14 protein-coding genes are annotated in these 19,475 nt (G+C 73.0%); 3 read left to right on the top strand and 11 right to left on the bottom strand.

Features of this window, described 5'->3' with window-relative positions:
* Positions 1 to 23 precede the first annotated feature (23 nt).
* Positions 24 to 557, bottom strand: coding sequence for an NUDIX domain-containing protein (locus OG520_RS33620; RefSeq protein ID WP_406015601.1), 534 nt, complete (start codon positions 555 to 557; stop codon positions 24 to 26).
* Between the two features lie 57 nt (positions 558 to 614).
* Between OG520_RS33620 and OG520_RS33615 the strand changes: the two genes are divergently transcribed.
* Together OG520_RS33615 and OG520_RS33610 are read left to right on the top strand one after the other, a co-directional pair.
* A complete protein-coding gene (locus OG520_RS33615; protein ID WP_406015600.1) occupies positions 615 to 1,421 on the top strand; it encodes a M15 family metallopeptidase in 807 nt (268 codons plus the stop codon).
* Between the two features lie 118 nt (positions 1,422 to 1,539).
* On the top strand, positions 1,540 to 1,914 hold the full coding sequence (locus OG520_RS33610) for a DUF962 domain-containing protein (RefSeq protein WP_266422376.1): 375 nt from the start codon (positions 1,540 to 1,542) through the stop codon (positions 1,912 to 1,914).
* Between the two features lie 91 nt (positions 1,915 to 2,005).
* Here OG520_RS33610 and OG520_RS33605 read toward each other — a convergent pair whose 3' ends face one another.
* Genes OG520_RS33605 through OG520_RS33590 form a run of 4 tightly spaced genes read right to left on the bottom strand, consistent with a single transcriptional unit; the run spans position 2,006 to position 6,320 of the window.
* Positions 2,006 to 2,611, bottom strand: coding sequence for an ATP/GTP-binding protein (locus OG520_RS33605; protein ID WP_266422374.1), 606 nt, complete (start codon positions 2,609 to 2,611; stop codon positions 2,006 to 2,008).
* Positions 2,592 to 3,014 (bottom strand): DUF742 domain-containing protein, encoded by a 423-nt coding sequence (locus tag OG520_RS33600; RefSeq protein ID WP_399334915.1) that lies wholly within the window; start codon positions 3,012 to 3,014, stop codon positions 2,592 to 2,594. Before OG520_RS33600 ends, OG520_RS33605 begins: the two co-directional genes overlap by 20 nt.
* 7 nt (positions 3,015 to 3,021) lie before the next feature.
* On the bottom strand, positions 3,022 to 3,465 hold the full coding sequence (locus OG520_RS33595) for a roadblock/LC7 domain-containing protein (RefSeq protein ID WP_385338295.1): 444 nt from the start codon (positions 3,463 to 3,465) through the stop codon (positions 3,022 to 3,024).
* Positions 3,462 to 6,320: a nitrate- and nitrite sensing domain-containing protein gene (locus OG520_RS33590; RefSeq protein WP_406015599.1), complete on the bottom strand. Its 2,859-nt coding sequence runs from the start codon at positions 6,318 to 6,320 to the stop codon at positions 3,462 to 3,464. The genes OG520_RS33595 and OG520_RS33590 overlap by 4 nt, the downstream gene beginning before the upstream one ends.
* 497 nt (positions 6,321 to 6,817) lie before the next feature.
* Here OG520_RS33590 and OG520_RS33585 point away from each other — a divergent pair, with 497 nt between their 5' ends.
* Positions 6,818 to 7,288, top strand: coding sequence for a hypothetical protein (locus OG520_RS33585; protein WP_406015598.1), 471 nt, complete (start codon positions 6,818 to 6,820; stop codon positions 7,286 to 7,288).
* A gap of 104 nt (positions 7,289 to 7,392) precedes the next feature.
* On the opposite strand, the gene OG520_RS33580 is transcribed toward OG520_RS33585, so the two are convergent.
* The 6 genes from OG520_RS33580 to OG520_RS33555 all read right to left on the bottom strand — a co-directional run bounded on the left by OG520_RS33580 (position 7,393) and on the right by OG520_RS33555 (position 19,004).
* Positions 7,393 to 12,234, bottom strand: a complete 4,842-nt coding sequence (locus OG520_RS33580; protein ID WP_406015597.1) for a hypothetical protein — start codon at positions 12,232 to 12,234, stop codon at positions 7,393 to 7,395.
* Positions 12,235 to 12,294: 60 nt separating this feature from the next.
* Positions 12,295 to 13,224 (bottom strand): hypothetical protein, encoded by a 930-nt coding sequence (locus tag OG520_RS33575; protein ID WP_406015596.1) that lies wholly within the window; start codon positions 13,222 to 13,224, stop codon positions 12,295 to 12,297.
* On the bottom strand, positions 13,221 to 13,490 hold the full coding sequence (locus tag OG520_RS33570; RefSeq protein ID WP_406015595.1) for a hypothetical protein: 270 nt from the start codon (positions 13,488 to 13,490) through the stop codon (positions 13,221 to 13,223). The genes OG520_RS33575 and OG520_RS33570 overlap by 4 nt, the downstream gene beginning before the upstream one ends.
* Complete coding sequence (locus tag OG520_RS33565) at positions 13,487 to 15,013, bottom strand: hypothetical protein (protein WP_399334903.1); 1,527 nt, start codon at positions 15,011 to 15,013, stop codon at positions 13,487 to 13,489. The genes OG520_RS33570 and OG520_RS33565 overlap by 4 nt, the downstream gene beginning before the upstream one ends.
* Positions 15,014 to 15,096: 83 nt before the next feature.
* The gene (locus OG520_RS33560) at positions 15,097 to 18,753 is read right to left on the bottom strand and encodes a hydantoinase B/oxoprolinase family protein (protein WP_406015594.1); all 3,657 of its coding nucleotides are present in this window, start codon (positions 18,751 to 18,753) and stop codon (positions 15,097 to 15,099) included.
* The gene (locus OG520_RS33555) at positions 18,750 to 19,004 is read right to left on the bottom strand and encodes a hypothetical protein (protein WP_406015593.1); all 255 of its coding nucleotides are present in this window, start codon (positions 19,002 to 19,004) and stop codon (positions 18,750 to 18,752) included. The genes OG520_RS33560 and OG520_RS33555 overlap by 4 nt, the downstream gene beginning before the upstream one ends.
* Positions 19,005 to 19,475: the final 471 nt, after the last annotated feature.

Here is a 19,475-nt window from a genome sequence, read left to right as displayed (position 1 = left end):
GTTCGTGGTCTGCGGCGGGCCGGTCAGCGGTAGCCGCCGTCGAACCAGGTGCGGACGGCGCGGGTGTGCAGGGGGAATGCGAGCGCGGTGGGTGCGCGGAGCAGGTGGAAGCCGGAGGTCTCGTCGGTGGGGCCGGAGGGCGGGAGGGCGGTTGCGGGGCGTTCGGGGAGGAGGCCGAAGAGCAGCAGGTGGCCGTCCGGGGCGCTGAGGGCGTCGGCGAGGCGGACCTCCCGTTCGTCGGCTCCGATGCCGGTCTCCTCGCCGAGTTCCCGTACGACCGCGTGTTTCCAGTCCTCGTCGTGGTCGATGTAGCCGCCGGGCAGGGCGAGGCCGCCGCGGTGGGGCGGGATGGCGCGGGTGATCACGACGAGGCCGGTGCCGTCCCGGTCGGTGACGGGGAGCAGCGCGACGGCGACCGGCAGCGGATTGCGATGGGCGGTGCTGCCGCAGGCGGTGCAGGTGCGCGGCCAGGTGACGAACGCCGCGTAGGGTGCTCCGCAACTGCCGCAGTGGGAGTCCTCGGCCGGCTTCTCGGGGTTGTTCTCGGGCGCAGACACGGGCGGACTGTATCCGATCGTCCGGCGGACTCCCCCGCACTGCTGGATTATGTGCTCATGACAGGTCTTGCTTCCGCTCTCCGTGTCCGGGTGGCCGCTGCCGCCACCCTGCTCGCCGTCACCGCCGCCGCCCCAGCGGCTCGGGCGAGGCCCGAGCCGAAGGCTCCCGAGGAGTTCGTCGCGCTGAGCTCGGTGGATCCGACGATCATCCAGGAGATGCGCTACCCCACCGCCCACGACTTCATGGGCGTCCCGGTGGACGGCTACCGCAGGCGGCTCTGCATCCTGACCCGGCCCGCGGCACGGGCACTGCACGACGCGCAGACCGGGCTGCTGCGCCGTGGCTACTCGCTGAAGGTGTACGACTGCTACCGGCCGCAGCGGGCGGTCGACCACTTCGTACGGTGGGCGAAGGATCTCGACGACGAGACCATGAAGGGCGAGTTCTACCCCCGGGTCGACAAGACGCGGCTGTTCGCGGACGGTTACATCGCGGAGAAGTCCGGGCACAGCCGCGGCAGCACGGTGGATCTGACGCTGGTGAAGCTGCCCGCCGCACCGACCCCGCCGTACCGGCCCGGCAGTCCGCAGGTGCCCTGTTACGCACCCGCGGCCGAGCGGTTCCCGGACAACTCCGTGGACATGGGCACCGGATTCGACTGCTTCGACACGCTCTCCCACACCGACGATCCGCGCGTCCAGGGGGCGCAGCGCGCCAACCGGCAGTTCCTGAAGAAGACGCTCACGGACGCCGGTTTCGTGAATCTGGCCGAGGAATGGTGGCACTACACCTTCGAGCCCGAACTGTTCCCGGACACCTACTTCGACTTCCCGGTGGCCCGGCGGTCCGTCGCGGGGCACTGACGCCGGTGCGTGGAAGCGGCCGGCCGGGACCACCCCCGTGGATTCCGGCCGCCCGCTTCTTCTTCTCGGACGCGGATCGGCCGTTTCCGGTTGCGGTCCGAGCCATTACGGTGCCCGTATGTCACAGCAGACGTTCGATTCCTACGAAGAGTTCTGGCCCTACTACGTGGCGATGCACTCGAAGGCCGCGACCCGCTGGGTCCATCTCACCGGCACACTGACCGGGCTCGCGGTCACCGCCTACGGACTGGCACGGGGGCGCAAGAGGTACGCGGCCGCGTTGCCGCTGATCGGGTACGGGACCGCCTGGCCCGCGCACTTCCTGATCGAGAAGAACAATCCGGCCACTTTCGGGCATCCCGCCTGGTCGCTCCGGGGCGACGTGCAGATGATCCGGATGATGCTGGCGGGACGCGACCGGGAGCTGGCCGAGACCGCCGACAAGTGGCTCGCCGAGAACGGCCGCTGCCAGGAGACCTGCCAGGAGTCCTGACGGCCCGTCACGACGGGAGGAGGCTCCTTGTCCGGTGACGCGACGACGCACGGTCCGTACCCCGGTCGGCAGGGGTACGGACCGTGCGGCCCTACGTCGTAGCGGGCTCGCGGACGCGGTCCGCGCGGGCCACGGCGTGCTCGACGACGGCCACCAGTACGTCCCGCACCGAGCCGCGGTCGCGTGCGTCGCACATGAGCACGGGCACCTCCGGGTCGAGGTCCAGTGCCGCCTGCACCGTCTCGGTGGGGAACTCGTCGGCTCCCTCGAAGCAGTTGACGGCGACGGTGAACGGAATCTTGCGGCGTTCGAAATAGTCGACCGCCGCGAAGCAGTCCTCCAGCCGCCGGGTGTCCGCGAGCACGACGGCCCCCAGCGAGCCCTGGGCCAGTTCGTCCCACAGGAACCAGAACCGGTCCTGCCCCGGGGTACCGAAGAGGTAGAGCACCAGGTCCTCGCGGAGGGTGATCCGGCCGAAGTCCATGGCCACGGTGGTGGTGGTCTTCGCCTCCACGCCCGCCAGGTCGTCCACCGGGCGGCCCGCCTCGCTGAGTCTCTCCTCCGTACGCAGCGGCCTGATCTCACTGACCGCGCCGACCAGAGTCGTCTTGCCCACTCCGAAGCCGCCCGCCACCAGCATTTTCAGGGTAACGGGCTCCACGGGCCGCTTCTTGCGGCTAGAGCGCCCGAAGGCCATTGATCACCTCGCGAAGAATGTTCACGTCCGGCAGCTCGGCCGGCGGAACGGGACGGGTCACGTGCACCAGCTCGTCCTCGACGAGGTCGCCGACCAGCACCCGGACCACCCCGACGGGGAGATCCAGGCCGGCCGCGAGCTCCGCGATCGACTGGGGCATGCCATTGCAGAGTTCGACGATCTCCACGTGTTCCGGGGAGAGCGTCTGGTCCCGGCCGGGGTCGTCGGCCTCGGGTTCGGGGACGACGACCGCGATCAGGTCGAGCCGATGGCGGGAGGCGCTGCTGGTACGGCCCCGGGTCATCGCGTACGGACGGACCACCGGTCCCGCGTCGGCGTCGTACCAGCGCGAGGCCTGCGGGTCGGTGGGCGTTGCCGGAGATCTGGAGGACTCAGCGCTCACCGTTCACTCACCCCCCGGCGGACAGACCGGTCGTCCGGGGGGCGTTGGCCAGGTGGGCGCCGACGCGCTTGACCATCAGCGTCATCTCGTACGCCACCTGACCGACGTCCGAGTCGGCGTCGGCCAGCACCGCGAGACAGCTGCCGTCACCGGCCGCCGTGACGAACAGGAACGCCTCGTCGAGTTCGACCACCGTCTGGCGGACCCGGCCCGCGTCGAAGTGCCGCCCGATGCCCTTGGCGAGACTGTGGAACCCGGAGGCGACGGCCGCCAGGTGTTCACTGTCCTCGCGGGTCAGGTCCTTCGAGGTGCCGGTGGCGAGACCGTCGCTGGAGAGCACCAGCGCCTTGTGGATGCTGGAGACGCGTTCGACGAGTTCGTCGAGGAGCCAGTTGAGCTGGCCGGAGCCCTGGCGTGCGGCGTTGGTTGCTGCGACGTTCGGTGCGGTCATCGACCGTCCCCTCCCGGAGTGGTTCCTTGTGCTGTGTCACCGGGGCCGGTCACGTCCTCGGCGTTCTGCCGGCGGCCGCGCTGCCAGCCGCGCTGGAGCGAAGCCATGCGGCTGCGCACCTCCTCCGCATCACGCTCGAAGTCCTGATCCGGTTCCGATCGGGCCGGCTCGGCATCGCGGACGCCCGATTCCTCGCGCAGTTGCGGAGCGAGACTGGCCTGCCGGATGCGGCGGGGCAGGCCGCCCACGGTCTCCCGGGCGCTCGGGGCTCCGGGGGACATGGACTCCTCGGGTGTGGCGGGCTCGGTGGGTTTCCGGAAGCCGGTGGGCTGCCGGGGTTCGGCGGGCGCCTCGGGACGCGTTCCGTCGGCGTCGGGAGGCGTGCTGTCGGCAAAGGGCCCGCCCACGTCGGCCGGGCCCGGCGGGATGTCGTGCTCGGCGGTCGCGGGATGGGCGCGGCCCGCCTCGTCGACCCGGCGGCCGTTGTCCGTGATCAGGGTCGGCGGTTTGCGGCGGGGCAGCGGCACCGGGCCGCCGGGGCGCATCGGCCGTACGCCGGCCGTCGGCCCGGCCGCCTGATCGGTGGCCTGCTGATGCTGTTCGCGGTCGGCGTCGCGCCGGAGGTCGCGGGCGCGGAAGATGCCGCCGCGTTCGCTCTCGGTGTCGTCGATGTCGGCGGAGCCGCCCAGCAGGGGGTCGAGCAGCGGATCGAGCACGGGGTCGCTCTCGAAGCCCAGCGGTCCGACAGGTCCTTCGAGCTCGACGGGCCCGTCGAGGAGGGCCGGGTCCACCAGGCCGGTCGGCACGGGGGCGAGGCCCGGGGACCTGCCGGTGGCCCGGCGGTCCGGTGGGCCGTCCCTGCGGTCCCGGCCGCTGCCGGAGGCTTCGCCGGCCACCCTGCCGCTGCCGATCGCCCGCTCGGCCCGGCGGTCGAGGCGGAACCCGGTGCCGTGCGTGTCCGGGGCGTCGGTGAGCAGCGCCGCCGGGATGAAGACGACGGCGGTCGTGCCACCGTACGGAGAGGTCTGCAGCGATACGCGGACGTTCTGGCGCTGGGCGAGACGGCTGACGACGAACAGGCCGAGCCGGTCGGTGTCGGAGAGTTCGAACTCGGGAGTCTCGGCGAGTCTGAGGTTGGCGTCCAGGAGGACGTCGGGCGGCATGCCGAGGCCGCGGTCGTGGATTTCGAGCGTGAATCCGTTGGCGACGCGTTCGCCGTGCACCTGGACCGCGGTGTGCGGGGGCGAGAACACGGTCGCGTTCTCCAGGAGTTCGGCGATCAGATGGGTGAGGTCGGCGACGGCGGGGCCGCCCACACCGATACGGGCGAGCCGGCGGACCTCGATCCGCTCGTAGTCCTCGACCTCGGCGACCGCCGCCCGCACCACGTCCATCAGCTGGATCGGCTTGCGCCACTGGCGGGACGGGGCCGCGCCGGAGAGGATCACCAGGCCTTCTGCATGACGTCGCATGCGGGTGGTCAGGTGGTCGAGGCGGAAGAGGTCCGCGAGTTCGTCGGTGTTCTCGGTGCGGCGCTCCATCGTGTCCAGGAGCGTCAGCTGCCGGTGCAGCAGCACCTGGTTGCGGCGGGCGAGATTGACGAAGACCTCGGACACGCCGCGTCGCATGTCCGCCTGTTTGACGGCCGCCTCGACGGCCGCCCGTTGCAGGGTGTTGAGGGCCTGGCCGACCTGGCCGATCTCGTCCCGTTCGTACTGGAGGTGCGGGGCTTCCGTCTCGACGTCGACCTGCTCCCCGGCGGCGAGCCGGCGCATCACGCTGGGCAGCCGTACGCCGGAGACCTCGTGGGCGTCCTTGCGGAGCCGGGAGAGGTCCCGGATCAGCTCACGGCCGATGCGTACGGAGACGAACACCGAGGCGATCAGGGCGAGGAATCCGAGGACGCCCGCGATCCCGGCCTTGATCAGGACGTTGTAGCCGGCGGGCTTGCCGCGGTCCTGGAAGCGGTTGTTCATCTCCGTGGAGTCGTTGGCCAGCCGGTCCAGGACCGGTGGGGCCGCCTCCTGCCAGCGCTCGGCGTCGACGGCGCGCGGGTCCTGGGTGGGACCGCCCTCGATGAGGGTCTTCTCCGCCGTCCGCAGCGGCTCGCTGTCCGGGCTCGCCCAATACTGCTCCACGCGCTGGCGCTCCGACGCGGGCAGCGCGTCGACGTTGATCTCATAGAGCAGCTTGCGGTTGGCCACGAGGTCGGAGATCTGGCGCAGTTCGGAGGCGGTGAGCCGTCCGGCGATCAGCGACGAGGCGACCAGGGCGTCTTCGCGGGAGAGCATTTCGCGGGCTCGTGAAATGCCGACCAGCGCGCGGACCTGCTTGTCCATCGACACGTTCTCCATCGTGCGGAGGCCGGTCAGGAAGCGGTAGCAGGGATCTATGAGCCGTCCGTAGAACTCCATCGCCTTGGAGCGGTCGATGGTGCGCCTGTCGACCGAGTCGCGGAGCGCGCCCAGGCCCTCGACCGTGCCGAGGATCGAATTCAGCTGTGTGTCGTCCTCGGAGCTGAGCGCGTCGCGGATGTCCTCCTGCCGGGCGCTGTCCTTGACGCCGGTCAGGACGCGATCGGTGGCCGCTCGTTGCCGTTGCAGGAGCGGGAGGGCGTCGGAGGCCCTGGGGTCGGCGAGGAAGACAAGGGTCTGGCGGCGTTCGTCCTGAATGGCGCGGACGGTGTCCTCCAGAGGATGACCGACCTTCTCCACGATCGTGCTCGCGCTCAACATGTGACGGGCCTCGCGCCCCGTCAGATAGGTGGCGAATCCCCAGAGCCCGGTGAGGGAGACGAGCGGCACCAGCAGCAGCGCCACGATCTTCCTGCGGATCGACTTTCCGCGAAAGCGCATGGACTCCCCCAGCTCGACCCCGCGGGGCGGGGGTCGTGTTTCGTCAACAAACGGCGCGAGCCTACTACTGACGGAGTAGCAACTCGAAGGGTTGTCCGGACGATTTTCGGCCGTGCTATCCGGTGTTGGTCACGGGTTGTCCTGGTATTCCGGGCAATGAAATTCGCGAAAGCGGCAGAAGAGACCCGCCGGAGCTTCATCCTGCTCGGTAGGGCAGTTGGCTGGAACTCTTCGCTGCTCGACGACTCGGGGGAATCTTCACGGCTGCCCACTCGTCTCTCTGTACGGGGCAGGGGTAACACGGGGAGAGTCAGGGCCTGTTCGCGGGATCTCAGGGCCTGTTCGCGGGATCATGGTCGGGTTCGCACCACCTGATCCGCCGGGCGGGCTCCGTGGGACGGACGCCACGGGGCGGGAAGGTCCGATCCGCCCGCGTAGCAATGGCGCATGCCGGGCAGCAACCCTGAAGTCGGACAGCGGTGGGGAGTTGAGAGTCCTTGGAAACGGAACAGCGTCGGGGCGTGGTGTCGTCGGCACCGGTCGCGACGGCGAGCTCGGCGGTGGGCGGGGCGAAGATCCCGCGCCAGCAGCTGTGGGTGGAAGAACCCGCGATACGGCGGCGGATGCCGGACCCGGTCCGCGGCTCCGCGGTGCGTGCCGTTCTCATCATGTCGCTGACGATCATTCAGGCCATGGTGGCGTTCCTGTGCACGCTGGCCGGGTCCTGGCTGGCCTTTCCGATGGTGCTGAGCAGTGTGGGCAGCACCGTGGTCGCGACCTGGTCGGTGCTGGACGTCTGGATCACCCGGCAGGTATGGAATCAGCGCAACGGCGTGGTTTCGGTGCCGAGCAGCTCGGCACGGCAGTTGCGCCGTGAGCGACGCAGAGCGCGGCGGGCGGCGCGGGCCGCGCAGCGGGACGACGCGCGGATACGCCGCCGGGGCGCGGGAAGCCTCTCACGGGCCTGAGCGCCGGCGGGCAGCCCTGCCCGTCCTCCGGCCCCGTCCCCGTGTCTGCTGCCCGCCTGCTTCCCGTCCCTGCTCGCTCCCCGTTCTCGCGCCCGCTCCGGTCGCTACTCGTCGGAGGGAACCGGAACGGGGACCTGAGCGGTGTCGGAGGGTGTCGTGGCGCGCTTGAACATGCGGGTGGCGGTGATCTCGCCGTGCACCGTCTCACCGTTCGGGTTCTGCTGCGGCAGGCCGGGGCGCAGGTGCTCCTCCACGCTGATGTACTTCAGCCCGGCACGCAGGTCCGCGTCATTGCGCAACCGGATGACCAGCGGGAATTCGGCGAGCGCCGTGGTGTCGAACAGTCCGGTCGTGTACAGCAGCTGCACGCCCAGGGCGTCCGACACCGCGCGCTGGAGCTCCAGCAGATAGGTGGCGTTGGCGCGGCCGATGGGGTTGTCCAGGAAGAGGGTGCCCGCGTGCCGGTGCTGGTGCCGGTCACGGCCCCGGTCGTTGCTGCGCAGCGCGGCCATCGTGCAGTACAGGGCGATGGCGGCGGTGAGCAGCTGGCCGCCGGAGAAGACGTCGCCCATCTGCCCGACCGGGACGCGCTCGGCGCGGAGCACCGCGTCCGGTTTGAGGATCTCCACGGCGATGCCCTTGGGCTCCAGCGCCGCCTGCACACCTCGCAGCAGCAGGGACATGCCGTCCCTGCGCAGATCGGAGTTCTTCTTCAGCGCGGCGCGGGTCGCCTCGTCGACGACCTCGCCGAGCCGTTCGGTGAGCGTCGCCTGGTCGGGTTCCTCGAAGCGGATCCGGAGGAATTCCTGGCCGGACCACTCCCCCAGTCCTTCGGGGAGCCGGGAGAGGCGCTGGGCGGAGCGGAGGGTGGTGAGGGCGGACTCCACGAGGCCGCGGAGCCGGTCGACGATGGAGTCGCGGTTGCGTTCCAACTGGGCCAGCTCGTCGGTGAGTACACGGAGCCGGGGCGCGAAGGCGGCGGCCCACTTCTCGGCGTGCTCGGGCAGCGCCGCGGCGGGCAGCTCGCGGATCTGCTGACGGGCGGGGGTGCGGACCTGTTCGTAGCGCGTGGAGTTGGCGTGCCGTACAAGGACGTCGCTCGCTTCCCGTACGGCGCTCTCGGCGGCGGACAGGTCGGTGGCGCAGCCGCGCAGTGAGCGGCGGGCCTCGGCGGCCGACTGCCGGGCCTCGTCGAGGCTGCCGGGGTACGGCTCGGGGGCCTCGGTGTCCTCGTCCGGGCCGTGGTCCCTGAGCAGGTCGCGCAGGAGGGCCGCCGTCTCGTCGAAGCCGCCTGCCGAGTCCTCGGCGGTGCGGTGGGCGTGCAGCAGCTCGGCGTGGGCGGCGCGGGCGGTGTCCAGGGTCGCGGTGGCGGAGGCCAGCTCGGCCGTGGCGGTACGCAGGCGGGCCTGAGCCTGGTCGGCGTCGGCGGGGACCAGCCCGTCGGGGAGTTCGGTGTGGTGGGACTCGCCGTCGACCGGGGCCAGGCGCTCGGCTTCGCCGCGGAGCCGGCCCAGCTGCTCGCTCGCCGTGGAAGCCCTGGTCTCCAGGAGCTGGACCAGGGACTCGGCACGGGCGGCGGCCGCCTGCCGGGAGGGGCCGTCCGCGCCGTCGGTGCCTTCGAGGAGCTGGGCGGCGCGGGTGCGGACCTTGTTGGTGAGCCGGTCCAGTTCGGCGAGGGCGGCGCTCTCGTCGCTCTCCGCTCGGGCCTGCTCGGCGCGCAGGTCGGCGCCGACGCCGACCTTCTCGTACAGCTGGGACGCGGCCCGGTACGCCTCACGCAGCGCGGGCAGCGCGGGGCGCGGGTTGTCGTCCCCGGGCTCCGGGAGCTGCTCGGGGGCGCCTGCGATCTCCGCTCGTTCGGCGCGCAGGGCGCGGGCGGTGCGCCGGGCGTCGTCGGCGGCGCGCTGGGCGGCCCTGCGGTCCTCGTCGGCGGCGCGGGCCCGCTCCAGGCAGACGGTGGCACGGGCTTCGGACTCGGCCGCCTCGTCGACGAGTTCGCGGAGTTTCGCCTGCCAGCCCGCTCGTTCGCGGAGCCGGTACGCGAGGCCCGCGAGGGCGTCGGCGGCGCGGCGGGCTCGCTGGGCGGCCTCCTGGCGCTCGTCCCGGACGCGGGCGGTGTCCGCGGCGGCCTCGTCCGTCTCGGCACGCACCGTGCGGGCTTCGGCGAGCTCGGCCTCGGCGGTCTCCGCGGCCGTGCGGGCGGTGCGCGCGGCCTCGGCGAGTTCGGCGAGCATGCCGGGCGGGCAGTCGGTCCGCCAGGAGCCGATGCGGGCGGCGAGGGAACGGTCGGCGGTGAGGCGGGCCGCGAGGGTGCGGATGTCCTCGTCACGGGCCGCGGCTCTGCTCCTCAGGGCCTGCCGCTCCTCGTCGGCCGCGTGTTCGTCGTGCATCGCCGGGTTCGGCGGGACGAGGAAGACCCCTTCCGTGCTCGCCGCCGAGCCCGTGCCGGCGGCCGGGACGGGGGCGAGCAGCGCGGCGGCGGTGCCGACGGCGACCGCGGAGCGCGGCAGCAGCGCGGCGCCGCTCAGGACGTCGCGGGCGCGGGCGTGCGAGTCGGGGTCGGTGATGACCACGCCGTCGACGAGTTCGGGACGGGCGGCGAGGACGGCCGCGTGGTCGGCGGGGTCGACCGCCTGGGCGAGGTAGCGCCAGCCCGGCAGGGCGGGGATGCCGTGTTCGCCGAGGTACTCGACGGTGGCGAGGACGTCGGGTCCGGGCGGCAGCAGTCCGCCGTCGCCGAGTGCGCCGAGGATGCGGGAGTCGTCGGCGGCCGCGGTGCGCAGTTCGAAGAGGCGGCGCTCGGCGGAGGCGATGGACCGGTCGAGCAGCTCCCGCAGTTCGTCGGCGCTGCGGTCGAGCTCCTGGGCGGTGAGCGGCTGTTCGTGGGCGGTGGCGTGTTCGGCCGTGGCGGTGTGGGTGCCCTGCGCCGCCTGGGTGGACCGGCCCGCCTCGACCGGCCGGCCGGTCGCCTCCGCGGCGCCGGGCCGTCGGTCGGTGGGGGCCGGACCGGTGTCGGTGCCGTCCGCGCTGTGCGGGGCGTCCGGGTCCGCGTCCGTTCCGGCCGCGCCCCGGCGGGGCCGGGGCACGCCGGTGCCGTGGGCGGCGGGCAGACCCAGCAGGTCGGCCAGCCGGTGGTCGGCGGCGATCGACTCGGCGGCCCTGAGCTCGGCCTCGTAGGACTGTTCCGCGGCCTGTGCGGCATCGGCGGCGCGGGCCGCCGCCAGTTCGGCGCGGCTCTCGGCGGCCGCGGCGTCCCTGGCCACGTCGGCGGCCGAGCGGGCGGCCTCCCTGGCGGTGTCCCACGCGGCGACGGCGGACGTCTCGGCGTCACTGGCGGCGAGGGCGGCGCGCGCCGGGTCGGCGTCCGGTGCGGTGTCGTCGAGCCAGCCGGCCCGTACCGCCTGTGCCGTCTCCTGCTCGACCTCGGCGAGGCGCTGGCGCAGATGTCCGGCCTCGCTGCGGGCGCGCTGGGCCTCGGTGGCGGCGGTGGTGGCGTCCCGGTGGGCGGCCTCGCCCGCGCTCTGGAGGGTGTCGGAGCGCTCCTCCTCCTCGTTGGCGAGGGTCTCGCCGGCCTCGGCGGCGGTGTGCAGCGCCCGGACGAGATCGGCGGCGGCCTCGGCGCGGGCGGCGAGCGCGGGCGCGGCGTCCCGCTCGGCCGCACGGATGGCGACGGCCACCCGTGCGGAGCGGTCGGCGGCGGCGCGGTGGCGCAGTACCGCCTCGGCGGCCTGCCAGGCGGAGTGCAGGGTGCGGGCGTCGCCCAGTTCGCGGCGTTGGGCGGCGGCGCCCTTCTCGGCCGCGGTCAGGGCCAGGGAGGCGTGCCGGTAGGCCAGTTCGGCGGCGATCAGGGCGCTGCGGCTGCGCGCCTGTTCGGCCGTGGTGACGGTGTGCGCGGCGGCCGTCACCTGCTGGGCCAGCTCGGCGGTCCGGCCGCGTTCCTGCCCGGCGCGGGAGGAGAGCCTGCGGGCGAGCGTGCGGGTGCGGCGCTCGGCGCCCGCATGGACGTCCCGGGCACGGGAACGGGTGCCGGCGGCCTCCACAATCCGGCCGAGCAGGTCGACCGAGCCCGCGGTGAAGTCGCGCTCGGCGGTCAGTTCGGCGCGGCGGCCCAGCTTGTTCCCGAAGCCGCTCACCAGGTCGGCGAGGCCGTCGGTGTCCCGGGTGTCGGTGACGGCGCGGAGCAGCAGGTCGGTGAAGTCGGAGTCCTTCTTGACCGCGAAGAGCCCCGCCGCCTCGCCCTCGTCGGCGTTCATCTCGCGCTGGTAGCGGAAGAGTTCGGGGTCGAGTCCGAGGTCTCCGAGGTGCTCGTTCCAGCGGTCGTGGATCTCTTCCCAGTGCACATCGAGGTGCTGGTAGAACTTGCCCGCCTCGGTGAGGGCGTCGCGGAATCCCTTCATCGTGCGCCGTCTGCCCTGCGCGCCGGAAACGCCTTCGACGGGCCTGCGCACGGAGGTTGCCTCGGCGACCGGCAGGGAGTCCAGGCTGAGGCCGGGTCCGGGCCGGAAGGAGTACCAGGCCTCGGCGAACTTCCGCGGGTCGTTGGAGACCTGCCGGCCACGCCATTCGCTGACCTTGCCGACGACCACGCACTCGCCGGTGAGGGTGTGCTGCCACTCCAGGGCGACGTGCCCGCAGTCGTCGGCGAGCAGGAACTTGCGCAGCACGCCCGAGCTGGCGCCGCCGAGGGTGTTGCGGTGGCCGGGCAGCATCACCGAGAAGATCAGCTTCAGCAGCACCGACTTGCCGCCGCCGTTCTCCAGGAAGAGCACACCGGCGGGGGCCGGGCGGCGCGGCGGACCGACCGGTTCCTCCTCGAAGAACTCCGCCTGGGCCGGCGCGGGGTCGGGCACGGGCTCGCCCACTCCGCGCAGGTCGAGCACGGTGTCGGCGTAGCGTGCGCCGGCAGGTCCGATGGAGTAGAGGCGGACCCGGGACAGCTCGTACATGGCGGCGGACTCTCGTCGTTCAGGCAGCGGGAGGGAGACGGCGGTGGTGGGGCGGGCCGGTCAGGCGTGGAAGGGCAGACCCGCGCCGGCGGCCAGTTCCAGGTCGTCGGGGTCGGGCGGCGGCAGCAGTGTCGCCGTGCCGTCGGTCACCGGTACGACGCCGAGTTCCAGCAGTTCGGCCATGGCGGCGCTGCCGGCCATGTCACGGACCTGGAGCTGGTAGCGGGCGGTGGTACGGAAGGCACCCCCGGCGTCGTCCCCGGTGCGCTGGAGGAAGCCGGAGTCGGTGAGGAAGGCGACGGCCTTGCCGACGATGCCGGTGGTGGAGCCGGCCAGTCGCCGGGCGTCCTTCGTGGCGCCGGTGGAACTGCGCCGGGCGTAGATCCGCCAGGCCGTTTCGAGTCCGGGGGCGTCGGTGGCCGGGTCCGTGTTGTCCCCGTACTCCTCGGCGCGCTCCTCCAGGCGGTGGCACGCCTGGCGTACGAACGAGTCGACGCCGTTGACCGTGATCCGGCCGATGTACGCGTCGTCGGCGAGGTCCTCGGGGCGGGGGAAGGCCATCGCGGCGACGGCGAGGTGCGCCAGCCCGTGCAGGAAGCGGTCGGCGGAGTCGGACGAGGCGCGGCGGGCGTAGTCGCCCATCCGGACGGCGAAGACCGAGTCCTCACCGGCGGTCACGGCCATGCCCGCGCGAGTGGACACCTCCAGGACGACCAGGCCGAGTCCGGTCGCCACGGCGTCGGCGAGCCGCGCGAAGGCGGGCTCCTCGCGGTAGCGGCGGAGCAGTTCGGCGTATTCGGCGTCGCGTGCGGGCAGCAGCTTGGGCTGGAGGCCGAAGGCGACGAGCCGGGCGGCGTCGGCCGCGTCGGCCGGGGTGACGGACGCGGTGGCCGCGGGGCCGACCGGCTCGGCGGGTCCCGCGCCCTCGGTCGCGTACGCGGCGCTCGGCTCGCCCCACGCGTCGGGGTGCTGTGCGCGGTGGTCGCTCACGACTGTCGCTCCTTGCTGCGGAAACTCTTCGGTACGGGGTGGACGGCGGCGGCTCTCACGGTGTCCGTCCCGGGCGGCAGGGTCCGGTCCGTTCTCACGGTGTCCGCGCCGGGCAGCGGCATCCGGTCCGTTCTCACGGTGTCCGCGCCGGGCGGCAGGGTCCGGTCCGTGCCCGTGGCGCGGGTGCCGGCGGGCCGCGGACGCCTCTGGTCCGCGGGAGCCCGCCGGGTCGGTGTGCGCCGTCCCGCGCGTACCGTGCCGGTCATGACGCCTCCGTGCGGTCCGCGGCCATTCCGGCCGCGTCCAGCAGGGCCGTGCCCACGATCAGGTCGGCGCCGCCGAACTCGGGGTCGTCGAGCTGCGTACCGTCGTCGACGGAGAACAGCAGTCGCTGCTCTCCCTGCCGGTAGGCGGTGCCGACCGGCGGGCTCGCCGCGTGCACCGCGAGCAGGGCGACCAGGTAGGGCAGTTCGGGATCGCGGCGCCGGGCCTCGGTGAGGAGTCCGGACAGGCGCCGCGGGGCGTCGTGTTCCAGGTCCAGGAGCTCCATGGCGCCGGCGAGCTGCTCCTCGCTGAACCTGCTGTCGTCGGGGGTGGCGATCAGGTCGGGCTCGGGCATCTCGGCGCCCAGGTGTTCCCGCTCCAGGGGCGGGGTGAGCAGCATGTCGACGAGGTCGCCCATCCGCACCGAGGTGGGAGTGCGCAGCCCGGTGCCGTGGGCGAAGAACGCGTCGGTGACCCGGATCGCCTGTTCGACGGGGAGCGGCAGCAGCGGGGCGACCAGCTGGCCGTACAGATCGAGGCCGGTGCGGGCCGTGGGGGTGGCGAAGGCCTGCCGGTCCTGTTCGGCGCGGAACAGCGGTCCGGCTTCCAGCAGTCGGGACTGCAGCTGGGTGTGGCGGCGGATGCAGTCCTTGACGATGTCGACGAGCTCGGCGGCGCGGCGTTTGTGCTCGGGCTCCTCCGCCTCGTCGCGCGCCTTGCGGATGTTGGTGAGGATCGCGTTCTCGTGACGGTACCGGTCGGCGACGTGGTCCAGCGCTTCGGCGATCATGTCGGGCACCGCGTTGAGCCAGTCGACGGCGCGGACGTTGCGCCGGGTGGCCTCCAGCGTCCTGCGTAGGGTCTCCGCGTACTGCACGGTGCGGTAGCGGGCCTGCTCGGCGGCGAGCTGCGCGTCCGCGAGGCGGCCCCGGCTGATGAGGACCTCCAGCTTCACCTCGGCGGCGATCTGGGCGCTGGTGACGTCCGTGTCGAGGGCGCCCACCAGGACGTTGACCGCTTCGTCGGTGGCCCGGAGGTAGACGGTGCCGCCGTATCCCGGGACCTCCTCGATCAGCTTGAAGTCGTAGTCCCGGCGGACGTACACCCCGTCGGGGCCGAACGTGCCGTACACCGCGCGGAATCCGCGGTCCACGCTGCCGACATTGATCAGGTTCTCCAGCACCCAGCGAGCGACGCGCTCGTGCTCGGCCAGAGGGCGGCGCGGAGCCTGGGCGGCGACGCGGGGAAGCAGTCTGGTCACTATCTGGTCGTGGTCGGCACCCGTGTCGAAGTCCATGTTGAGGGTGACGAGATCGATCGCGGCGAGGGCGACCTCGGCCATCGCGTAGACGGTGTACTCACCGGCCAGATTCGCCTTGCGCACATCGAGGTCGTGCAGCGGCGCCGTGCAGGCGAGCGCGCGCAGCCGCCGCGAGAGCCCCTCGTCGGCGGCCGGGCCCGGGGCGGGCCGCGGCCCCGCGCTGAGCTGGGGCGCAGCGTTGTCCGTGTAGGCAGGCGAAGTCACGCTGCACAGATTAGGTCCTCACACAGACAACGGTCGAAACGGCGCAGAAGCGACCCCTGGCCCGGGGCCGGGCGGCAGTGGCGTCACGGCCGTTCCCCGGTGCGTTCCGTACCGTCGTCGGGGCCCTGCTCCGGGGTTCCGTAGCCCCCGCCGCCCGGTGTGCGCAGCACCAGTACGTCGCCCGGCTCCAGCTCGGCCGTGTCGCAGCCGCGCAGCGGTGTGTCCGCCCGGTCGTCCGGGTGCTCGATGTGCTGGTCGCCCAGTGCGCCGGGTTCCCCGCCCGCCATGCCGTACGGCCGGACCCGGCGGTGGCCGGAGAGCAGTGCCACGGTGACGGGTTCCAGGAAACGGATCCGCCGCTCCACCCCGCAGCCGCCGTGCCGGCGCCCGCCGCCCCCGCTGCCCTCGCGCACCCGGAAGCTCTCCAGCAGGACGGGGTAGCGCCATTCGAGGACTTCGGGGTCGGTGAGGCGGGAGTTGGTCATATGGGTCTGCACGGCGTCGGCGCCGTCGAAGTCGTCGCCCGCGCCCGAGCCGCTCGCCACCGTCTCGTAGTACTGGACCCGTTCGTTGCCGAAGGTGAGGTTGTTCATGGTGCCCGAGCCCTCGGCCTGGATGCCGAGGGCCGCGTACAGGGCGCCGGTGACGGCCTGGGACGTCTCCACGTTTCCCGCGACGGTGGCCGCCGGGTGGACGGGGGCCAGCATGGAGCCTTCCGGGATCCGGACCTCCAGGGGCTTGAGGCAGCCGCTGTTGAGGGGGATGTCGTCGGCGACCAGGGTCCGGAAGACGTACAGCACGGCCGCCATGACCACGGATTTCGGCGCGTTGAAATTGCCCGGCTGCTGCGGCGAGGTGCCGGTGAAGTCGACGACCGCGGAGCGGGCGGCCCGGTCCACGGTGAGGGCGACCTCGATGACCGCGCCGTTGTCGGTCTCGTAGCGGTAGGCGCCGTCGTGGAGTCCGGCGATGATCCGGCGGACGGACTCCTCGGCGTTGTCCTGCACGTGCCCCATGTACGCGGCGACGGTGTCGGGCCCGAACTGTTCGACCATGCGCCGGAGTTCGGCGATGCCCTTCTCGTTGGCGGCGATCTGGGCGCGCAGGTCGGCGAGGTTGGCCTCCGGGTCGCGGGAGGGGTACGCGGCGGTGGTGAGCAGCTCGCGCGTCTCGTCCTCGCGGAAGCTGCCGTCGCGTACCAGCAGCCAGTTGTCGAACAGCACCCCTTCCTCGTGGATGGTGCGGCTGAAGGCGGGCATGGAACCGGGGGTGATGCCGCCGATCTCGGCGTGGTGTCCGCGTGAGGCCACGAGGAAGCGCAGCTCCGGCCGTTCGCCGTCGGCCTCGTCGAACACCGGCGTCACCACGGTCACATCGGGCAGGTGGGTTCCGCCGTGGTACGGATCGTTGATGGCGTACGCGTCGCCGGGACGCATCGTGCCGCCGTTGCGCCGCAGCACCTCCTTGATGGACTCCCCCATCGAGCCGAGGTGGACGGGGATGTGCGGGGCGTTGGCGATCAGATTGCCGTCCGCGTCGAAGAGCGCGCAGGAGAAGTCGAGCCGCTCCTTGATGTTGACGGAGTGTGCCGTGTTCTCCAGGCGGACCCCCATCTGCTCGGCGATCGACATGAAGAGGTTGTTGAAGACCTCCAGCATGACGGGGTCGACCCGGGTGCCGACGGCCGTACGGTCCGGGCGTGGGCGGACCCTGGTGAGCAGCAGGTGGCCGGTGTCGGCGAGAGCGGCCTGCCAGCCCGGGTCCACAACGGTGGTGGCGTCCGCCTCGGCGATCACGGCGGGGCCGGTCACGGTGTCCTCGGGACGCAGTTCCTCGCGGCGGTGGAGCGGGGTGTCCCCCCATCGGCCCTCGGCGAACATCCTCACGGTGTCGCGCGGCCGGGGCTTCGCGCCGGTGCGGGGCGTACGGTCGGCCGGGCGTGGCTGGTGCCGGCCCGCCGTGCCGGTCGCCTCGACCGAGACCGCTTCGACGACCAGGGGTTTGTCCATGGTGAACGCGTAGCGTGCGTGGTGCTCGGCGGTGAACGCCTCGGCCATGGCGGGTGCGGTGTCCAGGACGACGGGCAGGCTCGAATCCGTACCGGCGTAGCGGAGCAGCACTCGGGCGTGCGTGCTGATCGCGCTGTCGGGGACGGCGTCGGCCCGCAGTTCGGCGCGGGTCCGGGCGGCCAGTTCGTCGCAGAGTTCGCCCACCGCGGTCCGGGTCGCCTCGTTCAGTTCCGCCTCCACGGACTGTTCGCGCATCGCGGTGGCGTCGGCGAGGCCGATGCCGTACGCGGACAGCACGCCCGCGAGCGGCGGTACGAGGACCGTGTCGATGCCCAGGGAGTCGGCGACGGCGCAGACGTGCTGTCCACCGGCGCCGCCGAAGCCGGTCAGGGCGTAGCGGGTGATGTCGTGCCCGCGCTGCACGGAGATCGTCTTGACCGCGTTCGCCATGTTGAGCACGGCGATCTCCAGGAACCCGGCGGCGGTCCCGGCGGCCGTGCGCCGTGTTCCGGTGGCGCGCCTCACGTCCTTGGCGAGCGCGTCGAAGCGTTCGCGGACCAGGTCCGCGTCGAGCGGGAGGTCTCCGTCCGGTCCGAAGACGGCCGGGAAGTGCGCGGGCTGGATCCGGCCGAGCATCACATTGGCGTCGGTGACGGTCAGCGGGCCGCCGCGGCGGTAGCAGGCCGGGCCGGGGATCGCGCCCGCCGAGTCGGGGCCGACCCGGTAGCGCCGGCCGTCGAAGTGCAGGACGGAGCCGCCGCCGGCCGCGACGGTGTGGATGCTCATCATCGGGGCGCGCATCCGCACTCCGGCGACCTGGGTGCCGAGCTCGCGCTCGAACTCGCCCGCGTAGTGGGACACGTCGGTGGACGTTCCGCCCATGTCGAAGCCGATGACCCGGCCGAATCCGGCCTGTTCGGAGGTGCGGGCCATGCCGACCACGCCACCGGCCGGGCCGGAGAGCACCGCGTCCTTGCCCCGGAAGTGGGAGGCCTCGCGCAGCCCGCCGTTGGACTGCATGAACATCAGCCGGATGCCGTCGAGTTCACCGGCGATCTCGTCGACGTACCGGCGCAGGATCGGTGAGAGGTAGGCGTCGACGACGGTGGTGTCGCCGCGTGGGACGAGCTTGATCAGCGGGCTCACCTCGTGCGAGCAGCTGACCTGGGTGAAGCCCGCCTCCCGGGCCGCGGCGGCCACGGCGCGCTCGTGTGCGGGGTGGCGGTAGCCGTGCATCAGGACGACGGCCGCGCTGCGCAGTCCGTCGGCGCGGGCGGCCCTCAGCCGCTCGGTGACCGCTTCCCGGTCCAGCGGTCTGACGACCCGGCCGCGGGCGTCGATCCGCTCGGGGACCTCGATCACCCGCTCGTACACGGCCTCGGGCAGCAGGATGCGGCGGTCGAAGAGCCGCGGCCGGTTCTGGTAGGCGATGCGCAGGGCGTCCCGGAAGCCTTCCGTGATGACCAGGACGGTCGGCTCGCCGCGCCGCTCCAGCAGGGCGTTGGTGGCGACGGTCGTGCCGATCCGCACCGCGGCGACCCGGTCGGCGGGGACCGGGTCGGTGGGGCCGAGGCCGAGCAGCGCCCGGATCCCGGCCACGGCGGCGTCGCGGTAGCGGTCCGGGTCGTGGGAGAGCAGCTTGCGGGTGACCAGGTGCCCGCCGGGATCCCGGCCCACGACATCGGTGAACGTCCCGCCCCGGTCGATCCAGAACTCCCAGCGTCCGGTCATCCCTCCATACTGACCCCCGGCGCGGCCAACGGCCCGGACGGCACGGCCCGCTCCCCCGCTCCCGGCGCACCGGCCGGCTGTACGGCGGCCAACGCGCTCCGCAGGGACGTCTCGGCACGTCGGTCGGGGTGGGCGCCGGTGCCGCGGGCCCGGCGCCGCAGGCCCGCTCCGGCCAGGCACAGCAGCTGGGCAGCAGATCGGTGCTTCTGCGGGCCGGCCAGCCGGTACCGGCGGTGGCCGGCCGGCACCATGCGTCGAGGCGGCTCGGGGACGGCTGCCGGGGTTCGAGCCCCGGTGCGGCGCCGGGGGCCAGTCCTCGGGCGGCCAGCAGCGCGTGGAAGCCCGCCGCGACCGTCCGGTGACCGCGTTCGGCCGGATGGAGCCGGTCGGAGCTCCACAGCGAGCGGTCGCCGACCCAGGCCCGGTCCGCCATGTGCGATGAACGGCGTCGTAGCGGTCGGACAGCGCGTGGACCACGGCGTTCACCGCCGCCTGCCGCCGGGCCGGCGGTCTGCCCAGCGGCCCGGGGAACCCGAGCACGGCGCCGGGGTCGGGCAGACAGGCGGTCAGGAGCACGGCTCCGCCCCCGGTCAGCAGCGCGCAGACCTCGTCGGGGCGCCGCGCGAGGAGCACGATGTCGAAGGTACGGCGCAGGGTGCCGTTGGCGCCGACGACGGCGGCGAGGTGGGGCCGGAACGCCGCCGCGGCGGCGGCCTGCCGGT

Origin of the sequence: Streptomyces sp. NBC_00984 (assembly GCF_045162475.1) — a bacterium.
GTDB lineage: Bacteria > Actinomycetota > Actinomycetes > Streptomycetales > Streptomycetaceae > Streptomyces.
The sequence above is the reverse complement of the archived record's forward strand: the minus strand, read 5'-3'. Positions and strand labels throughout refer to the sequence as shown.

Excerpts from the sequence above, each read along its gene's own strand:
- OG520_RS33590 (WP_406015599.1), bottom strand. The coding sequence starts at position 6,320 with ATGCGCTTTCGCGGAAAGTCGATCCGCAGGAAGATCGTGGCGCTGCTG.
- OG520_RS33555 (WP_406015593.1), bottom strand. The coding sequence starts at position 19,004 with ATGGTGCCGGCCGGCCACCGCCGGTACCGGCTGGCCGGCCCGCAGAAG.
- OG520_RS33560 (WP_406015594.1), bottom strand. The coding sequence starts at position 18,753 with ATGACCGGACGCTGGGAGTTCTGGATCGACCGGGGCGGGACGTTCACC.
- OG520_RS33595 (WP_385338295.1), bottom strand. The coding sequence starts at position 3,465 with ATGACCGCACCGAACGTCGCAGCAACCAACGCCGCACGCCAGGGCTCC.
- OG520_RS33580 (WP_406015597.1), bottom strand. The coding sequence starts at position 12,234 with ATGTACGAGCTGTCCCGGGTCCGCCTCTACTCCATCGGACCTGCCGGC.
- OG520_RS33605 (WP_266422374.1), bottom strand. The coding sequence starts at position 2,611 with ATGGCCTTCGGGCGCTCTAGCCGCAAGAAGCGGCCCGTGGAGCCCGTT.
- OG520_RS33610 (WP_266422376.1), top strand. The coding sequence starts at position 1,540 with ATGTCACAGCAGACGTTCGATTCCTACGAAGAGTTCTGGCCCTACTAC.
- OG520_RS33570 (WP_406015595.1), bottom strand. The coding sequence starts at position 13,490 with ATGACCGGCACGGTACGCGCGGGACGGCGCACACCGACCCGGCGGGCT.
- OG520_RS33615 (WP_406015600.1), top strand. The coding sequence starts at position 615 with ATGACAGGTCTTGCTTCCGCTCTCCGTGTCCGGGTGGCCGCTGCCGCC.